Below are 18,347 nucleotides of genomic sequence, written 5' to 3'. Positions count from 1 at the left end.
TAGTATAGAGCACTTTTTACTATAATTGAAATGAGATGATTGTGTGCCTTTTATAAATAGGTTTACGACAACAGTACCTGGTGCCGTCACGTTTACTGGGAATACGCTGGGACTTAGCCCTACATCACCTGCACCAGGTAATATTTTTGGTACACTTGCTGTGTTTACGACAGTAAATACAGCATTGCAAGTACCAGGGTTCCCAGCAGGGACAACAGATGAATGGCAATTGAATTCTTCAAGTGCAATTTTAAATCTTCCAGCGGGAAGCAGTGTATTATATGCAGAATTAGTTTGGGCTGGTACTTTCCGGACTGATACGGAAGATGTGTTACCATTTTTAAATGATAACATTACATTTACAACGCCAGCAGGGACGTTTTCTGTTACGCCAGATCCTGCTACCGCGCAGCAAGGTTCAGTAGGAAATCAGTTTTATTATGCTCGCTCTGCCAATGTAACGAATCTTGTTAGTGCAGGTGGGGCAGGCACATATACAACGGGTGCTGTGCCAGCTGCAAGAACTTCAGCGGACCCAACAATCAGTCGTTCAGCTGGATGGACGCTTGAGGTTGTGTATCAAAATGCAAGTTTACCACTTCGAAATTTGTCAGTATATGCAGGTCAAGAAATTATCGATGCTTCATCCCCGCCAGTTGATGCTACAATTTCAGGTTTTGCTACGCCGGCAACAGGAGCTGTTACAGGAAGAGTGCTCGTAACTGCTCAAGAAGGTGATTCTAACATTGTTGGAGATCAACTTCGCTTTGGGCCGAATGCAAATGCTACAGTTGCATTATTCGGACCGAGAAATCCTGCGAATAATTTCTTTCAGTCACAAATTTGTAATGACAGTGGAAATTTAGATACGAGCGGCACGTTTGGAGATTTGAATCAGCCGTTAGGGGTAGCTTTGGCCGTCCGAAGACAGGGGTGGGATATTACGAATGTAGATGCCTCCTCATCTTTAGTAAACAGTCAAACATCAGCAACGGTTCGATTTGTTACAAATGGAGATGGATACGCTGCAGCTGGTTTTGGTGTTCAAATTGATGCAACAGGTCCAATTATTAATCCTGTTAAATCAGTTAATAGAACAGTCGCGGGGGTAGGGGATACTCTCACTTATACAATTACGGTCCCAAATACAGGAACAGGAAGTGCAGAAAACGTTGTATTACGTGATAGTATTCCGAACGGAACGACGTTTGTTGCAGGTAGTGTTACGGTAGGGGGAGTAACACAGCCGAATGCAAACCCTGCTAATGGAATTAATTTAGGCACAATCCCAAATAACACGCAAAGAATTGTTACATTTCAAGTTCGAATAACATCATTCCCGAATCCCAATCCTATTTTAAATCGTGCAATGGTGTCATATCAATTCCGTCCCTTCGTTGGTAGTCCTCCTATTACAAGTACGTCTTCTTCAAACACAGTACAAACGACAGTGAATCAAGCAACTATAAGTATGCAGAAATCTGTAGATTTACAGACGGCAACGCTTAATGATGTATTAACGTACACAGTTAATGTCACAAATAATGGAAACGTCACTGCGAACAATGTTATTTTTGTTGATAGTATCCCTGCTGGAACAACATTTGTCGCAAATAGCGTTACGGTAAATGGAGTAGCGCGTCCAGGAGCGAATCCAGCAAGTAGTATTAATCTTGGAAGTATTAATGCATCGCAAACGACTGTAGTGCGCTTTCAAGTTCGAGTAACATCGAACCCTCTTGTCAATCCAATTCCAAACCGTGCGAGTGTAACATTTAACTTTACTCCAGTGCCTGGTCAACAACCAGTTTCAGGGCAAGCGACAAGTAATACTGTAGTTACGACAATTAATATAGCTGATATAACAACGAGAAAAACAGTGGATAAAGCTTTTGCAACGGTTAACGACGTTCTTACGTACACGGTAACAATTCAAAATACAGGAAATGTACTTGCAACGAACGTTATTTTTCAAGATCCGATCCCAATTGGAACGACATTTATCGCAAATAGTGTGACTGTGGATGGGGTTTCACAACCTGGGGTAAATCCAGCGACTGGGTTTACAGTAGCTAATATATCTCCTGGCGGAAGTAGGACTGTTACATTTCAAGTACGAGTAACATCTACACCATCGGGAGGTACGATTGCGAATCGCGGAAATGTATCTGCTAATTTTGTTGTTATTCCGAATCAGCCACCGATAACAATTAATAGACAAACGAATACAGTTGTGACACAAGTTAATACAGGCGGTTTAAATGTAATAAAAGAAGTAAATACAACGCAAGCGGCGGTAGGGGATACTTTAACGTACACAATTGCCGTCCAAAATACAGGGAACGTTCCGTTAACAAATGTATTTTTCCAAGACCCTATTTCTTCTGCTGTTTCATTTGTTGCAAATTCTGTAACAATTAATGGAGTACAGCAAAGTGGACTAAATCCGAATACAGGATTCTCTCTTCCGAATATTCCTGCGGCTCAAACGGTTGTAGTCACATTTGACGTAGTAATTGTACAGAATCCAGAAAATGAAGATATTTTAAATCAAGCAAATGTAACAGCAAGCTTTCAAGTGAATCCGAATGAACCACCAGTAACAATCAATGTACCGAGTAATGTTGTGAATACGACAGTACAATCAGGAAACTTTGAAGTTGTGAAAGCAGTCAATACGGATGTTGCAACGGTAGGAGATGTTTTAGTATATACAATCGAAGTTATAAATGCAGGTAGTGTACCAGCTACAAATGTATTTTTCCAAGATTCAATTCCACAAGGGACATTATTTATTGAAAATAGTGTAGTTGTGAATGGTGTATTACAAGAAGGGGCAGATCCAGAACTTGGATTCCCATTAAATAATTTGCCTACTGGCGCCAGCGTTATTGTTACATTTGAAGTATTAATTGATGAAATTCCCCAAGGAAATAATGTTGTAAATAATGCGAATGTAACTGGAGATTTCCTTGTAAATCCAACAGAGCCACCGATTACTGTAACAGTACCAAGTAATACTGTTATGACGATCGTGAATTCTTCAGGATTAAATGTAATGAAAAGTGTAAGTGCTACTGAAGCCGGTGTAGGAGATACGTTAACGTATACAGTTCGTATACAAAATAGTGGAACGGTGGCAGCGACAAATGTATCATTCCTTGATCCGATTCCAGTTGGAACCACTTTTGTAGCGAATAGTGTAACAATAAACGGGACACCTCAACCAGGTTTAAACCCGACAACTGGATTTCCACTTGCTAATATTCCAGTAGGAGGTATGGTGACGGTCACTTTTCAAGTGACAATCACGAGTGTACCACCAAATAGAGTTCTTCCGAATAATGCGAATGTCACTGCTGATTTCCAGGTAAGTCCTCTCCAGCCACCAATTACAATTGTAACGATTAGTAATATTGTTGTGACGCGAGTGAATGTAGGATCACTTAATGTAATGAAGAGTGTAAATACACCACAAGCCGGTGTAGGAGATACGTTAACGTATACGATTCTTATTCAAAATACAGGAACTGTTCCTGCAACGAATATTGTTTTTCAAGATCCAATTCCGTCTGGTACTGCCTTTGTAGCAAATAGTGTGACGATAAATGGAGTCGTACAGCAAGGCGCGGATCCTATGCTAGGTTTCCCGGTACCAAATATTCCGGTCGGGCAAACGGCTACGATTACGTTTCAAGTTACAGTGACGAGTGTTCCGAGCGGTGGAAATATAAGAAACCAATCGAACGTTACTGCAAGTTTTCTTATAAATCCAGCAAACCCTCCAATAACGACTGTTACAAATAGTAATTTTGTAGTGACGCAAGTAAACACAGCACAGTTAAATATACAAAAATCTTCATCTGTACAACAAGCATCACTTGGAGAAACTTACACGTATTCTGTTGTCATTCGAAATAACGGTACAGTAACAGCAACGAATGTCTCTTTCCTTGATTCAATTGCTTTAGAGACAACTTTTGTAGCAAATAGTGTAACGATAAATGGAACGCCACAACCTGGATTTGACCCAAATGTTGGTTTCCCGCTTCCTAATATTGCAGCTGGAACATCATTGACAGTAACGTTCCAAGTTACGGTAGTTGCACCGTCTACACGTGGAGCAGTATTAAATACAGCATCTGCTACAGCCACTTTCTTATTAAATCCTTTACAGCCACCTGTAACAACAACGAATTCAAGTAATACAACGGTAGTTACAATACCGTTACCTCCTCCTGGTGAAGTAACTGCAACAAAAACAGTTGATGTTGCAACTGGGGCCGTTGGGGATGTATTAACGTATACTGTGCTCATTTCAAACGTAGGAATTATCCCTGTTACAGATGTGTTCTTCCAAGATGTCATACCAGAAGGAACGACGTTTGTTGACAATAGTGTAACGATAGGTGGAGTGCAGCAACTTGGTTTAAATCCAGAAATAGGATTTACAGTTACTCCATTATTAATCGCTGGTGGAAGTATTGAGGTCACATTCCAAGTGACGATTACAGAAATTCCAGATAATGAAGTCATATTAAATGATGCAGATGTTACATTTACTTCACAACCAAATCCGCAGGAACCACCGATTACGGAAACGATATTAACAAATTTAGTCGTTACGACAATTAATATAGCGTTTATTTTTCCATTGAAACTAGTAGATAAAGAAGTAGCGACGGTAGGAGAAATATTAACGTATGATGTATTGATTTTTAATTTCGGAACAGTGCCAGCGACGAATGTTCAATTTATCGATACTACTTCCGCGGGTGTAGCATTTGTACCAGGAAGTGTGAGCATAAACGGGGTACCAGCACCAGGATTAGATCCTTTCATTGGTTTTACAGTTCCAGATATACCTGTCGATGATTTTGTACTTGTCACATATCAGGAAGTGGTTACAAGCATACCAGAAGGTGGAACGATTGTTAATTTTGTAGACGTTACAGCTACATTTGCTGTAAGTGAAACAGAACCGCCTATTACGGAAACAACGACAAGTAATACGACATTAACAGAAATCAATGAGCCTGGTTTGAATGTTTTAAAATCAGTGAGTCAGCCGGTTGTTGCAGTAGGCGATACAATCACATATACAACAGTAGTTCAAAATACAGGAACAGTGCCAGCAACGAATGTTCAATATAGTGATGTATTACCTTCCTCTATAGCATTCGTGCCGAACAGTGTAACGATAGATGGTGTGTTACAACCTGGATTCAATCCGAATAACGGATTCCCGCTTCCAGATATAAATCCAGGTGAAAGTGTAGAAGTCATCTTCCAAGTAACCGTTGTTAGTGCGCCATCAAACGGAACAATTGCCAATACGGCAAATGTAACTGGAAGTTTTGTATTAGTACCAGGAGAACCACCAGTTATAGTAACAGAGCCGAGCAATACAACACTTACAACTGTAAATAGAGGGCAATTTAATGTTATTAAACAAGTAAATAGGGTTGCTACTCTCGTTGGAGATATATTAACGTATACGGTTCAAATAACGAATACAGGAACAGTAACAGCTAATGCTGTTCAGTTTGTTGATACCATTTCAGCAGGGGCGTCATTTGTACCAAATAGTGTAACGATAAATGGAGCCTCGCAACCAAACTTAAATCCAATTACTGGATTTGGAGTTGGAGATATACCGGTAGGTGAAACAGTTATAGTGACGTTTCAAGCGACAGTTACAAACATCCCGTCATCAGGAACAATTACGAACGTTGCAAATATAACAGGAAGCTTTACTTTAGTGCCAGGAGAACCACCAGTTGTAGTAACAGAGCCGAGTAATACGACGATAACTAGAGTGAATAGAGGACGATTCAGCGTTATAAAATCTATAAATAAAGAAGCGACACGATTAGGAGATACGTTAACGTATAGTGTGCAAGTTACAAATACGGGAACGGTAACAGCAACGAATGTTCAGTTTATCGATGTTCCATCACCTAGTTTAGAATTCGTTCCTGGAAGTGTACAAATAAATGGGATTCCGCAAGTAGGTTTAGATCCATTTGTAGGCTTTGCATTGCCTGATCTTGCAGTAGGGGATAGTGTATTAATTACATTTGAAGTAAATGTAATCGCAGTTCCGCCTTCTAGTAGCATTATGAATACAGCAAGAGTAACGGGCGATTTCGAATTGATTCCAGGAGAACCTCCGTCTACAATTACAAATTCAAGTAATACGACGGTTACGCCGGTAAATAGAGGCAGCTTAGATATGCTAAAAGAAGTAGACCATTCAGTTGTTGGTGTAGGAGAAATGGTAACGTATACTGTTCGTATATTAAATACTGGTACTGCTGATGCAATGAATGTTCAATTTATCGATGTGCTATCTCAGGAAGCTGATTTCGTTCCAAATAGTGTAACGATAAATGGGGTTCCGCAACCGGGGTTAAATCCGCAGATTGGATTTACGATACCTGATATACCAGTTGGTGAGACGGCACTTGTAACATATGAAGCTACGATTACAAGTTTTCCGGATGGTGGAACAGTAGTAAACGTTGCTGGAGCGTTAGCAGAATATATTTTAGTACCAGGAGAGCCGCCAGTTACAGTGATGGACACGAGCAATACAGTTATTGTAACGGTAAATACTGCAATCTTATTTGTTGCAAAAGGAGCAAACTTTGAAGTAGCAATGATAGGGGATGTTGTCACTTACGGAATCGCTGTTATAAATGATAGTACAGTTCCTGTGACCAATATTGTGTTAACAGATATCATTGATCCGAATACGCTATTTATAAATGGTACGGTAACGGTAAATGATGTACCTCTTCCATTTGCTAATCCGAATACTGGTATTCCGTTAGGTGATTTTCAGCCAAATGATGCAGCAATTATTAATTTCCAAGTTGTAATAACAGGAGGGCAAGTAAATAATTTAGTTACAAATACCGCTACAGCGAATGGGCTCGCAACTGTAAATCCGAATGAGCCGCCAGTAGTAGTTGAAGGTGATAGTAATACAGTTGTTATCCCGTTTATTCCTCAAAATGTCTCAACGACAGTCGTAAAAACGGCAGATTTACAGGTAGCAACAATTGGAGATGTCATTACGTTTACGACAGTCATCACAAATACGGGTGATACTGTAATGCAAAATATTCGTTTTCAAGATATGTTAGATAGTAGTGTTCGATTTGTTCCTGGAAGTGTAACGGTTGATAATACGCCAGTGCCGAATGTAAGCCCGGCAGTAGGGTTTCTTATCGGAAGTTTAAATCCTGGTGAAGCAAGGACAGTTTCGTTCCAAGTAGCAGTACAGAGCGCGCCAAATGGTTCAGGAAATTATATAAATCAAGCGAGTATTCGTTTTGAACATCAAGTAGGCACAGTATTGCCACCTGTTACACAAATAGTAGAAAGTAACATAGTTGTTATTCCATTTGTTCCAACGATTGAACAAATTTGCGAAACAAACTTTAATTGCTTAGATAAGATTCCATTTCAATGTTCTCCGTGTAATCATTTGCATGGACATAAAAAATAAAAACAGAAAGAGCATCCTGAAAAATAATTGGATGCTCTTTTTGTTTTAATCATATAGATTCATTTTCAGGCGAGGTGAAAAATTCGTCGATTTTGTCGGAGAGTAGTAATGGAATGGCTCCTTTTATAACAGAAATGTCCCAGTCCCACCATGCGAGATTCTCTAGTTTGTCAATCGTTTCTTGTGGGAAACGATATCGAACAAATTTTGCAGGATTACCAGCTACAATTGCATACGGGGATACGTCTTTTGTAACAACGCTCCTGGCGCCGATAATGGCCCCGTTACCAATTGTAACACCAGATAAAATACAGGATTGATAACCAATCCATACATCATTGCCGACTACGATATCACCTTTTGAAGAAGGGTGACCAGTAATATGTGCTCCTTCATCAAAAAGTGCATTAAATGGATAAGTCGTTATCCAGTCTGCGCGATGTTCACCGCCAAGTATGAAAACGACTTCTTCTGCTAATGAACAAAACTTACCTATTTTTAATTTTGTTTCATCGTTCCAAGAAAAAATGGTTGGCCCTACTTTACTATAAGTATAATCACCAATATCATATTTATTATATTCAGGTTTTTGATTTAAATATAACATGCTTCTTCAGCCTCCTTTCTCAATTAAGCGATACGTATGGAATATTATATGCAAGATGTAGTAATGTGAACTGTATTAATAGGTGAAATGAACAAAAGGGAGTGGGATGTATGCGATACGAAATGGGTTTATATAATAAACCGTTTCAGTCAATTCAATCAGGGAAAAAAGTATATGAAGTACGCCTATACGATAAAAAACGTCAACTAATAAACAAAGACGATGAAATCATATTTACGAATCTTACGACAACAGAAATGATGACGGTAAAAGTAACGGAAATAAAGCGATACGAGAGCTTTAAATCTATGTATGAACAAATTGATAAAAAATTATTGGATTGTGAAAATGATAGTTTAGAGGAAATGTTAGAAAGTACATACAAAATATATACGAAAGAACAAGAAAAAGAGTGGGGAACAGTTGCGATTCGTATTGAGGTAATAAAATGATAAGAAATCGCGGGGCGGCCATCATTGTACAGGAAGGAAAAATCGCTCTTATAAAACGTATTCGAGAAGAGGAAACATATTATGTTTTTCCTGGCGGAGGGATTGAGGAAGGTGAAACGCCTGAAGAAGCAACGAAAAGAGAGGTATACGAAGAATTAGGGGTATATATACAAGTGGAGCACCTTATTGCAAAGTTAAAATATAAAGGAAATGAATATTATTATGGCGCCTATATTACAGGCGGAGTGTTCGGAAGCGGAACAGGTGAGGAATTTCAGCGGGAAGGTAGAGGGAGTTATATTCCGTTATGGCTACCGATAAACGAGTTGGAAAAAGTGAATATAAAACCTTATGAAGTGGTCGGAAATATATTTAATTATTATAAAATATAACGTCTGACAACATACAAAAAAAACCATTGACATAGGCTTCTGATTTAAGTATTGTATTCGAGTATGTTTATAATCAGGAGGTTTATATGAGCAATCAAACTACTACACATCATGTGAAAATGACAACAGCGGATCCATCTGGAATTGGTCTATTTGGATTAGCGATGGTAACACTTGTAGCATCATCTCAAAAGTTAGGCTTAACAGATGGCGTTTCACTTGTATTACCATGGGCAATCTTTTTAGGAGGATTTGCACAAATCTTTGCTTGCATTCACGATGCAAAGCATAACAATACATTCGGTACGACAGCATTTGGTGCGTACGGCCTATTTTGGTTAGGTGTTGGAATGACTTGGTTAATTCAACTTGGAGTATTTGGCGAAAAATTAGCACAAGTTGCAGATTCAAAACAGCTTGGTGTAGCCTTTATCGGATATTTGATTTTCACAATCTTTATGACGATTGGTGCAATGGAAACACATAAAGTATTATTTATGATCTTCGTCCTTATTGATTTCTTATTTATTGGTCTTTCATTAAGTACTTTAGGTGTTATGCCGCACGCAATGCATAATTTAGCAGCATATTCTGAACTTCTTATTTCATTATTATCTTTCTATGGTTCAGCAGCAGCAGTGTTAAACACACACTTCGGAAAAGTTGTTTTACCAGTAGGGAAGCCTTTTGGTATTTTTAAAAAGTAATAAAAAAGCACAGATGATTGTATAGTCATCTGTGCTTTTTTTATTTATTCCTCTATTTGTGGGCTGTCTGAAAAATCCTGATTGGTGAGGACTCATTAAAGTTTCACTTTATTTGAAATAAGTAATGTGAAATGTAAATAAAAGTAGAAAAAAATCAATTGAAATTGATTCTCATTATTAATATAATGAGAATGAGAATCATTTATTGTTAGAGGGGGATGCCAAAGTGGCAAAAATTTTAATAGCTTATGCAAGTATGTCAGGAAATACAGAGAGTATTGCTGATTTAATTAAAGTTAGTTTAGATGCTTTTGATCATGAAGTAGTATTGCAAGAGATGGAAGGCATGGATGCTGAAGAATTATTAGCTTATGATGGAATCATTTTAGGATCTTATACGTGGGGCGATGGTGAATTACCATTTGAAGCAGAAGATTTTCATGAGGACTTAGAAAATATAGATTTAGCTGGGAAAAAGGTAGCGGTATTCGGATCAGGTGATACGGCGTATGAACTGTTTTGTGAAGCGGTAACGATATTTGAAGAACGCCTTGTAGAACGAGGTGCAGAGCTTGTACAAGAAGGGCTGAAAATTGAATTAGCTCCAGAAGATCAAGAGGATGTTGAAAAATGCAGTAATTTTGCAATTGCATTTGCTGAGAATTTCTAAGAATGGGAGTGTCAACGTGGAGACGATGTTAAGTGCAACTGCTATTACAAAGTTAAGAGATGGAAAACTGTTGTTAGCTACTACATATAATGGCTTATTTGTTGAACAAGACGGAGAATGGAAACGAATTTTAAATGGTTTTCAAAAACGAATTAGGGATTTACATAGCGAAGATAATGTAGTTTATGGTGTAGGTGACGAAGGGATTTTTATTCGTAGTATGAATAGTGGAGAGAACTGGACAATTCAGCGTTTTCCAACAAAAGCAACAAGTTGGAATGTATGTAGCAATGTACAAGGAACTGTTGTTGCTCATGGAGAAAAAACGCTGTATCTTTCTAATAATTTCGGTTCGACATGGGAGACTATTCATCCGTTTCTTGAGTATGGCAGTGCGGCACCGTCTATTCGATCATTATTTTTATATAAACATTACTTATTTATTGGTACGAAAATACATGCTAAGTATGGTGGTGTTTGGCTCTTTGATTTGAAGACACGTAAATTAAAGAGGATTAAAATTACGATGAATCAAATGATCTCTGCGTTGACTTTACACAATTCTTATTTAGTAGCGGCAAGTGGATCGTGCAAGGGAGTTAGCGGGAATATTTCTTATTGTAAAATAGATGACAGTATTGCGAGTGAAAAAATATATTGGCATACATGTCAAAGTGAGCAGAAAGCAAGTAGTTATTTAGACTTAAGTGTAGACCAACATGTCTTATATACAACTTCAACACAAAATAAGGCGGGTATTAGTAGTGTGTGCCGTGTACTTCTTGACGAAGGTATTGTTACAGTATGTGATTCAGTTAAAGGGCACGGATGGCGCATTGTTAATCAAAAAGATGGTTATGTAGTAGCTGGATCAGGTGAATTAAAAGCAATGCAGTGGGAACAAAAAATAATTTAAGAAAAAACTTTACTTTTATTATATTGATATGATATAGTATGTTTAAACCATTTTACTTTTAATAATATAGAGATTTAAATGAGCTGTAACTTCCGAGGAGGATAGCAATGTTAAATCTCCTCAGGGGTTGCAGTTTTTTAATATCTGGCTTATTATTGTAAGGTGGTTGAAAATGAATATGTACATATAGGTACATTGTAGGAGGATTTTTTTCATGCAAAACGGTAAAGTAAAATGGTTTAACTCAGAAAAAGGTTTCGGTTTCATCGAAGTTGAAGGCGGAGAAGACGTATTCGTTCATTTCTCAGCTATCCAAGGCGAAGGCTTCAAAACTTTAGAAGAAGGTCAAGAAGTTACTTTCGAAGTAGAACAAGGTAACCGTGGACCTCAAGCTACTAACGTAAACAAGAAGTAATTTTTGAAAAAAGAAGGGCTCGCCCTTCTTTTTTTTTGCATTTTTATAGATATCCTCCTACTTACATATCATAACAAGACTGAATTTTCATTTATTTATTCGTAGTATTTTTGTATAAAGTACATGAATAAATAAATACTGAAAATAGAGTGTTTGTGTGAAAAAGGAATTTAGAAAGAGGTAAATAAATTGAAAAACGCTACACATTTCATTGTGTTTGATATTGAGAGGAATTTCAGACCGTATAAATCAGAAGATCCGTCAGAAATAGTTGATATCGGAGCTGTAAAAATAGAAATAGGTACAATGAAGATAATTGAAGAATTTTCGGAGTTAGTAAAACCAAGTGCACGATTAACTCGTCATACAACAAAATTAACCGGTATTACGAAGAAAGATTTAATGGCTGTAGACAAATTCCCTCAAATTATAGAGAAATTTATTCAGTTTATCGGAGAAGATTCTATATTTGTTTCATGGGGAAAAGAAGATTATCGCTTTCTATCTCATGATTGTACATTACATGGTGTTGAATGCCCCATTATAGAAAAAGAAAGTAGAATTGATTTGCAAAAATTTGTTTTCCAAGCATATGAGGAATTGTTTGAACATACGCCAAGTTTACAATTTGCGGTAGAACAGCTCGCTTTAACGTGGGAAGGGAAACAGCACCGTGCTTTAGCAGATGCCGAAAATACAGCAAATATACTTCTTAAAGTGTATAGCGAGAGAGATATTAATAAGCGATACAAAAGACATGGTGAACTTGAACTTGTAAAAAACGGAAAACTAACAGAAAAAGCGAAAAAAAAGATGCGGAAATGGGTGTTTAAAGAACTAAAGAAAAATACAGAACGCCCTTTTGAATGGAGTACATTTGAAAGTAGTGACACGTGGGAAAGTATAACGGAAAGATATTATATAAGTGAAAATACAGTAGAACTCCTGAAAAAACATTTTCGTACGGCAGTGAGAAAAGCGGAACGACAGATTAGGTATTTGGCTGAGATGGAGGAGAATGTAGAGGTTAAATGACATTCTCCTCTATTTCTAGCTACATAAATTTAACATCATTATACTGATGGATGAATAAAGTATTCATATTAAATAGGAATTGATTTGTTGTGATTGGGCCATTATAATTGCTTTGAAAATTAAGAGGTGGTAAGAATTTTTAAATACATTCATAAAATTAGAGCCCATAGAAATGAAAGAGGGTAGAGTTAAATGGAAGCAATCTTTAACATTGTAACAGTTTTAGTGTTGGGGATAATATTTGCCACGCTATCAGCAGTAATTATACTTCCTTTCATAGCAAAGAAGAAGAATTGGAAAAAGCTTAATATATCTTTAAAGCGTGGTGTATTAAAGGTTAAAATCGAAGAGTAAAATATGAGTTTTATACAAGGGAGGTGTGATAGTGATAGACTTGGATATTAAAGATGTCACCGTACAGATGGAATTAAACGGTGTCTTTTGGAATGAGGATGGGGTTGCTGAAATGACGGTGACTACAAAAGCTGAGTATTCTCTTCTTCTTCGTTTAGTAGTTGACTTAAAAAGTAAAACTATTAGGGCGACAAGTGCCGACATAGTAAATGGATTCTGCCCTCTGTGCAAACAGAAAAAGGACAAATGTAGTGAACTTAATGACCTACAAAACAAAATGGGAATTTTAGAAGAAGCCTACGATTGGGTGAGAGAGCATCCGGAATATCGTTTTCAATTATCTTTTTACGAGTATAATAAATTTGAGGTAGTGAAGTGAAGTTTTCATTTTACCAACATACATAGTGACTACTCTAATGGAAATACGCTTGTACAACAAGGAAGGAATTTACTGGATTCTGCAACAAGTGTTATCTTGGATTGAAAATAAATATTTTTGTTATAAAGCAGAAAAACTGATTCTTAGTAGAATCGGTTTTTTATATAACTATAAAATATGTCCACAATAAAAGAGCGCTTATTAAAAGCGCTCGGTAAAAATAGTTATATGGAAGGATTTATTCAATCCCGTTCGGATCATAAGAATATTGCTGCTTATTCTCAATCCGCTCAATCACATCTTGCAACTCATCCGGCTTCAGGAATTCAATAGGAGAGAAGCCTTTCTCAAACGTAAGTGTATCAGCCTCAATCATTAATACGTATCGATCATTTACCTTCGCAATATGTATTTGATCCCCGAAATCAGCAAGCAAAGCCTTCACAGAGATATGATCTGCTTTTAGTTTTAATTCCACTTCAGGAGCGTGCTCGACGATTTGGGCAGTTGCTTCCATTACTTCTTCGGTTGAAAATTGTTCCATAATTTCGCGTTTCGGACTGGCAGCCCATACTTCCATCGCTTGGTCGAATTGTTCGCGTTCTTCCGTACCTTCTTCAAATACATCTTCAATTTGGTCGTATACCATGTCCATTACTTGTGTTTTCATAATTTCAGGCATAGAGCGTTCATATTCGACGAATTTTAAGAAGTCTTCAAAGTAGCGGGCATGTGATGCTTGGTGTATTTTTAGTTCGCCTACTTCAACCATACCTTCTTCAGGCATGTATGGATACTGGATAGATTTCATATTCTTTGTTGTGATGGCCATTTCAACGTTACGAATCAGTGTGGATTCATCAGAAATAGAAGCAACCTTTGGTTCGAAGTCGCATTTCATTACGAATACGAATGGGTCATCAAAGTATTTGCGTAGTTTTGCCTGAGCAATTAAAAATACACCACCGCGTACAGCGCTTGTGTCAAGATATGTATAAACGAGAGGTTCGCTCATATCTTTAAAGTTGTCCTTTGTTTGTGCAAAGCGAATACGATTAAAAAGGTTGTAATGAGGGTTTGAATCAAGTTCGTGCCCTTCCTCTACAATAAAGCGACCAATTTTTGTTGGGGCTTGTTCTGTTTTTGCATGACGTTCTACTTTTCGCTTCGATATTTTTAATAACTCACCATTCAAAAATTCTTTTAAGGAGCTATCTTCATATTCTTCAGCGTCTAAAGTTTGAAAATGTTTGTAGCGTTTATCAACTGCTTCACCTTTTCCTTCTACTTGTACAACATAAAAGGAAAGATAATTTATTTCAAAATCCATATTTATCACCTTGTTTCATTTCATTAACTCTTATCAGTATAGAGATGGAAAAAACTTTCGTCAATTTATATAAGGAAGGGGGAGCCCCTTCCTTATATAATTTTTATTTTCTCGATTAAAATCCGTCTTCTAATGCTGCGAATGGAATGTTTAGTCTGTTTTCTACTGTACGTAAACGTTGGTTTAAGCGGTTTAGTCTACGTGTATGGCGCTCAACTGTATTTTCTAGTTGACGTACTCTTTGTTCAAGCTCATTTACGCGTCTTTCTAATTGACGATTTCCAGTGCCAGGAAAAGAGATTGGAAGTTGGAATTGTCTATTTTGGTCATATGGATTCGTTTGCTCTGCTTGATCTATATAAGATTGATATTGTGCTTGTAAGTCATACTGTGGTTGTTGGTACGCATATTGATTATATGGATCATATGGATTGTAGGGATACATAATAACATCCTCCATTTCTTTAAAATAGGTTGAATTCACCATAATGTATGTGCAAAAGCGGAGCGGTGGCACGGCAAATACCTATTTATGTTGACGGGATTTCTCTTTATCCCGCATTAACGGGCAGTAAGACCCCACTGATTAAAGTTTCACTTAATAAAAAATAGCTTGAGGGTTTTTGATTTGTATTTCTTTTGCTTGATGGTATATACTGGATAAAAGAAAGAGTTTACATAAAAGTTACAATTCTATCAAACTCAAACTTTTATGTAAATATGTATAGACATTTATAAAAGAAAAGAGTAATTTATATAGAGTGAAAAATAACTTGTAACATTTTATAAACATATTGTAAAATGATTGTAACAAAACATACATAAAAATGAAATAAATACATAATAGTGATGTTGGGGAAAGGGAGAGAGTATATTGTTCCGTAAAGTAAAGGGTATATTAGTTGGGGTGTTATGTGTAGCTATAGTGAGTGGCTGTGGTGCAAAAGTAAGTGATGTTGCATTGGTAAGTGATATTGGTGGGCACACTGTAGAGGCTAAAGCAGAAGTGCAAGATACTATTAGTTTAGTTGATGGTCGAACTGGTACTGAAGTGAAAAAATTAGATTTATCTGGTTTAGGCTATTTTGAAGATGAAGCGAAATTTAAAAAGTCTGTAACAAAGGTTGTTGGTGAGGTTGGAAAAAGCGTCGACAAAAAAATGGTTCCTTCACGTATAGCACCTGATGGAAGTTGGCAAGAAGGAAAACCTTCTTATGAATTAATGGAAAAAGAATTAGTAGATAAATTGTTAAACGTTGGTATGTGGGATGCTACGTATCAGTTGCCGATTGTGGAGAAAAAACCAGTCGCAACATTAAGTGATGCGCAAGGAAATGGTACGGTAATTGGTAGATATGAAACGAACTTAGGTGGTTCAACAGGTGGCCGTATTGAGAATATTCGTTTGTCAGCAGCGAGCATAAATGGAGTTGTGTTAGCAAAAGGAGATCGTTTCTCTTTTAATTCATTAATCGGTGATACGACACCAGATAAAGGATATCAATTAGGGAAAGAAATAGTTGATGGTAAATTAGTAGATGGATATGGCGGTGGTGTTTGTCAAACATCTTCAACTTTATACAATGCAGCAGATCAAGCTGGCCTGAAAATGGTGGAGAGAACTACACATTCTAAAACGGTAGGTTATGTTCCACAAGGAAGAGATGCTACAATTGCATATCCATATTTAGATTTAGTATTTGAAAATACGAATGATGCACCTGTGAAGCTTTATATGGGCATTCAGGGTGGAAAGCTAGTTGCTGAAGTACATAAAATGAGATAAGAGTTATAAAGCCACCTTTTCTAAAAGTTAGAAAAGGTGGCTTTTTTATTATGAAAATAAAAATGTATGTAAATTCTGACTTTTCTTATTTACATAGGATGATTTTAGTTGTATCCTTCATAGTAACGGTTATATGTAATGGGAAAATATAGGGATAAGGAGATGAAGTTATTCATGGTACAAATTCATCCGAAAACACGTATTGGTCATGTTGAATTTAAAGTGAAAGATTTAGAGCGTCAAATTGCTTTTTATGAGAATGTTGTAGGATTAGAGGTAATTAAGCAAGAGGGGAATAAAACATATTTATCTGGAAAAGGTGGAAAGAACGCGTTACTTGTTCTTGAAAAGTTAGAGGACGGGGTACTGCAAGAACCGCGTACGACTGGTATATATCATGTAGCCTTTTTAGTTCCGACTCGTGAAGCTTTTGCTTCTGCGCTATTTGGGGTTCTTCGTAATAAGAATGTAATTGACAGCCCGGCTGAGCAAGAAGGGCGTTATACATATTCAAATGAAATTTTACCAATTTCAAGGTTTAATAGTGCAAGTGATCATACATATAGCGAAGCTTTTTATTTGCAAGATTTAGAGGGGAATGGTATTGAAATTTATGCAGACCGTCCGCGCGATCGATGGGGAGAAGGGCCAGGAGGAAGTACACCACTTGATTTAAAAGAATTGGCAACATTCGTTGATTATGAGTTTGATGGTTTGCCTGCTAATACTGTCGTTGGGCACGTACATTTAAGAATAGCTGATGTAGAGAAATCACATGAATTTTATGTGAAAACAGTAGGTTTTGAAGTACAACAGCGTGAAGAGGATTGCTTATTTATTTCAGCAGGGGGATATCATCACCATATTGGTGCAAATACGTGGAACGGAGTAAACAATCCACACCCGCCAGTACATGCAACTGGACTAAAGGTGTATACGATTGTACTACCGCATAAAGAAGCATTAGATGAAGTGAAAGAAAGATTAATAGAAAAACAACATGAAATAAATGAAACTACAAATGGGTTTGCGGTAGTAGATCCAAGTGGTATTACAGTGCAGTTTGAAATAGAAGCAGTGTAAAATAAGCGAGAAAGTGTATAATCACTTTCTCGCTTATTTTTGATCATTCATAGCTCAATCCAATATCTTCTTACTATATTCCCATCTTCCTCAGTGAAATCATCATCACGAATCCCGCCGTTATGTAAAATCGTTTTTTCAGAAGCGGTATTTACTGCGTCGCAAACGACAAGTACTTTCGTGATGTCTAATTCCTTCGTTTTTTCTAATGATAATGCTAGTAACTTCGTAGCATAACCTTTTCTTCTTTCAGAAGGGCGAATGCCATAACCGATATGACCGCCAGCGTTAAATAGATGTTCAGTTAAACTATGACGTATATTAACAGCTCCCACAATTTTATTTTCATCTGTAACAAGCCAATATGTAGAGTCTGGTACCCAAGTTTCAGGGATATTTATTCCGTTATGTGCATCGAGAAGTTCTTGAACCATAGCTGGGAAGTTGGCAGGATTTTTTGTGATAACCCACGGGATCATTGTTTCACCGCTATCTTTCCATTCGTTATAGAAATCTAAGTATTCTTCTTGTAAATCAGTAGTAGGTGTAAGTAACGAGACGTTCATTGTTAGTAAGCTCCTTTAGTTATGTAGTTTTTATAAAAAATTATGACGCAAAGTGAAAGCGTTTTCTAAACTTTCTCAACCTAATTTCATGTAATTCACCTTTGTTTTTTTAGAAAATTAGTGGAGGTTTAAAATTAGA

The 18,347-nt window shown here is 37.1% G+C and carries 16 protein-coding genes; 12 read left to right on the top strand and 4 right to left on the bottom strand.

Translation table 11 applies throughout. The features are described from left to right. The first annotated feature begins 43 nt into the window (after positions 1-43). A complete protein-coding gene (locus ACS2FK_RS20930; RefSeq protein WP_063548292.1) occupies positions 44-7,516 on the top strand; it encodes a DUF11 domain-containing protein in 7,473 nt (2,490 codons plus the stop codon). A gap of 49 nt (positions 7,517-7,565) precedes the next feature. On the opposite strand, the gene ACS2FK_RS20925 is transcribed toward ACS2FK_RS20930, so the two are convergent. Then, complete coding sequence (locus ACS2FK_RS20925) at positions 7,566-8,123, bottom strand: CatB-related O-acetyltransferase (protein ID WP_063548290.1); 558 nt, start codon at positions 8,121-8,123, stop codon at positions 7,566-7,568. A gap of 110 nt (positions 8,124-8,233) precedes the next feature. Between ACS2FK_RS20925 and ACS2FK_RS20920 the strand changes: the two genes are divergently transcribed. From ACS2FK_RS20920 to ACS2FK_RS20880, 9 genes are all read left to right on the top strand, one after another. After that, positions 8,234-8,575 carry an ASCH domain-containing protein gene (locus tag ACS2FK_RS20920; protein WP_063548288.1) on the top strand — a complete coding sequence of 114 codons (342 nt, stop codon included), beginning with the start codon at positions 8,234-8,236 and terminating at the stop codon, positions 8,573-8,575. After that, a complete protein-coding gene (locus ACS2FK_RS20915) occupies positions 8,572-8,967 on the top strand; it encodes an NUDIX hydrolase (RefSeq protein WP_000620832.1) in 396 nt (131 codons plus the stop codon). Before ACS2FK_RS20920 ends, ACS2FK_RS20915 begins: the two co-directional genes overlap by 4 nt. Positions 8,968-9,053: 86 nt before the next feature. After that, positions 9,054-9,674 (top strand): acetate uptake transporter, encoded by a 621-nt coding sequence (locus ACS2FK_RS20910; protein ID WP_000070945.1) that lies wholly within the window; start codon positions 9,054-9,056, stop codon positions 9,672-9,674. A 226-nt stretch (positions 9,675-9,900) separates the two neighbouring features. Then, complete coding sequence (locus ACS2FK_RS20905; protein ID WP_063548286.1) at positions 9,901-10,344, top strand: flavodoxin; 444 nt, start codon at positions 9,901-9,903, stop codon at positions 10,342-10,344. A gap of 16 nt (positions 10,345-10,360) precedes the next feature. Further along, entirely contained in the window at positions 10,361-11,260 is a 900-nt protein-coding gene (locus tag ACS2FK_RS20900; RefSeq protein WP_000449499.1) for a WD40/YVTN/BNR-like repeat-containing protein, read from the top strand. Positions 11,261-11,474: 214 nt separating this feature from the next. Continuing rightward, a complete protein-coding gene (gene cspB / locus ACS2FK_RS20895) occupies positions 11,475-11,675 on the top strand; it encodes a cold shock-like protein CspB (RefSeq protein ID WP_001179150.1) in 201 nt (66 codons plus the stop codon). A gap of 189 nt (positions 11,676-11,864) precedes the next feature. Beyond that, on the top strand, positions 11,865-12,710 hold the full coding sequence (locus ACS2FK_RS20890; RefSeq protein ID WP_016512466.1) for an exonuclease: 846 nt from the start codon (positions 11,865-11,867) through the stop codon (positions 12,708-12,710). A 192-nt stretch (positions 12,711-12,902) separates the two neighbouring features. After that, the gene (locus ACS2FK_RS20885) at positions 12,903-13,064 is read left to right on the top strand and encodes a hypothetical protein (RefSeq protein WP_000387293.1); all 162 of its coding nucleotides are present in this window, start codon (positions 12,903-12,905) and stop codon (positions 13,062-13,064) included. Between the two features lie 31 nt (positions 13,065-13,095). After that, positions 13,096-13,443 (top strand): hypothetical protein, encoded by a 348-nt coding sequence (locus tag ACS2FK_RS20880; RefSeq protein WP_000566112.1) that lies wholly within the window; start codon positions 13,096-13,098, stop codon positions 13,441-13,443. A gap of 238 nt (positions 13,444-13,681) precedes the next feature. Here the strand turns inward: ACS2FK_RS20880 and ACS2FK_RS20875 are convergent, their stop codons facing one another. Next, positions 13,682-14,773, bottom strand: a complete 1,092-nt coding sequence (locus ACS2FK_RS20875; RefSeq protein WP_063548284.1) for a DUF3900 domain-containing protein — start codon at positions 14,771-14,773, stop codon at positions 13,682-13,684. Between the two features lie 115 nt (positions 14,774-14,888). Then, positions 14,889-15,218: a hypothetical protein gene (locus ACS2FK_RS20870; RefSeq protein WP_000283711.1), complete on the bottom strand. Its 330-nt coding sequence runs from the start codon at positions 15,216-15,218 to the stop codon at positions 14,889-14,891. A 429-nt stretch (positions 15,219-15,647) separates the two neighbouring features. On the opposite strand from ACS2FK_RS20870, the gene ACS2FK_RS20865 reads away from it, so the two are divergent. Together ACS2FK_RS20865 and ACS2FK_RS20860 are read left to right on the top strand one after the other, a co-directional pair. Further along, the gene (locus tag ACS2FK_RS20865; RefSeq protein WP_063548282.1) at positions 15,648-16,559 is read left to right on the top strand and encodes a VanW family protein; all 912 of its coding nucleotides are present in this window, start codon (positions 15,648-15,650) and stop codon (positions 16,557-16,559) included. A gap of 174 nt (positions 16,560-16,733) precedes the next feature. Then, complete coding sequence (locus tag ACS2FK_RS20860; RefSeq protein ID WP_063548280.1) at positions 16,734-17,642, top strand: VOC family protein; 909 nt, start codon at positions 16,734-16,736, stop codon at positions 17,640-17,642. Positions 17,643-17,689: 47 nt separating this feature from the next. On the opposite strand, the gene ACS2FK_RS20855 is transcribed toward ACS2FK_RS20860, so the two are convergent. Continuing rightward, on the bottom strand, positions 17,690-18,208 hold the full coding sequence (locus tag ACS2FK_RS20855; protein WP_063548278.1) for a GNAT family N-acetyltransferase: 519 nt from the start codon (positions 18,206-18,208) through the stop codon (positions 17,690-17,692). Positions 18,209-18,347 lie beyond the last annotated feature (139 nt).

Source organism: Bacillus cereus group sp. BceL220 (assembly GCF_051776965.1).
GTDB lineage: Bacteria > Bacillota > Bacilli > Bacillales > Bacillaceae_G > Bacillus_A > Bacillus_A cereus.
The sequence above is the reverse complement of the archived record's forward strand: the minus strand, read 5'-3'. Positions and strand labels throughout refer to the sequence as shown.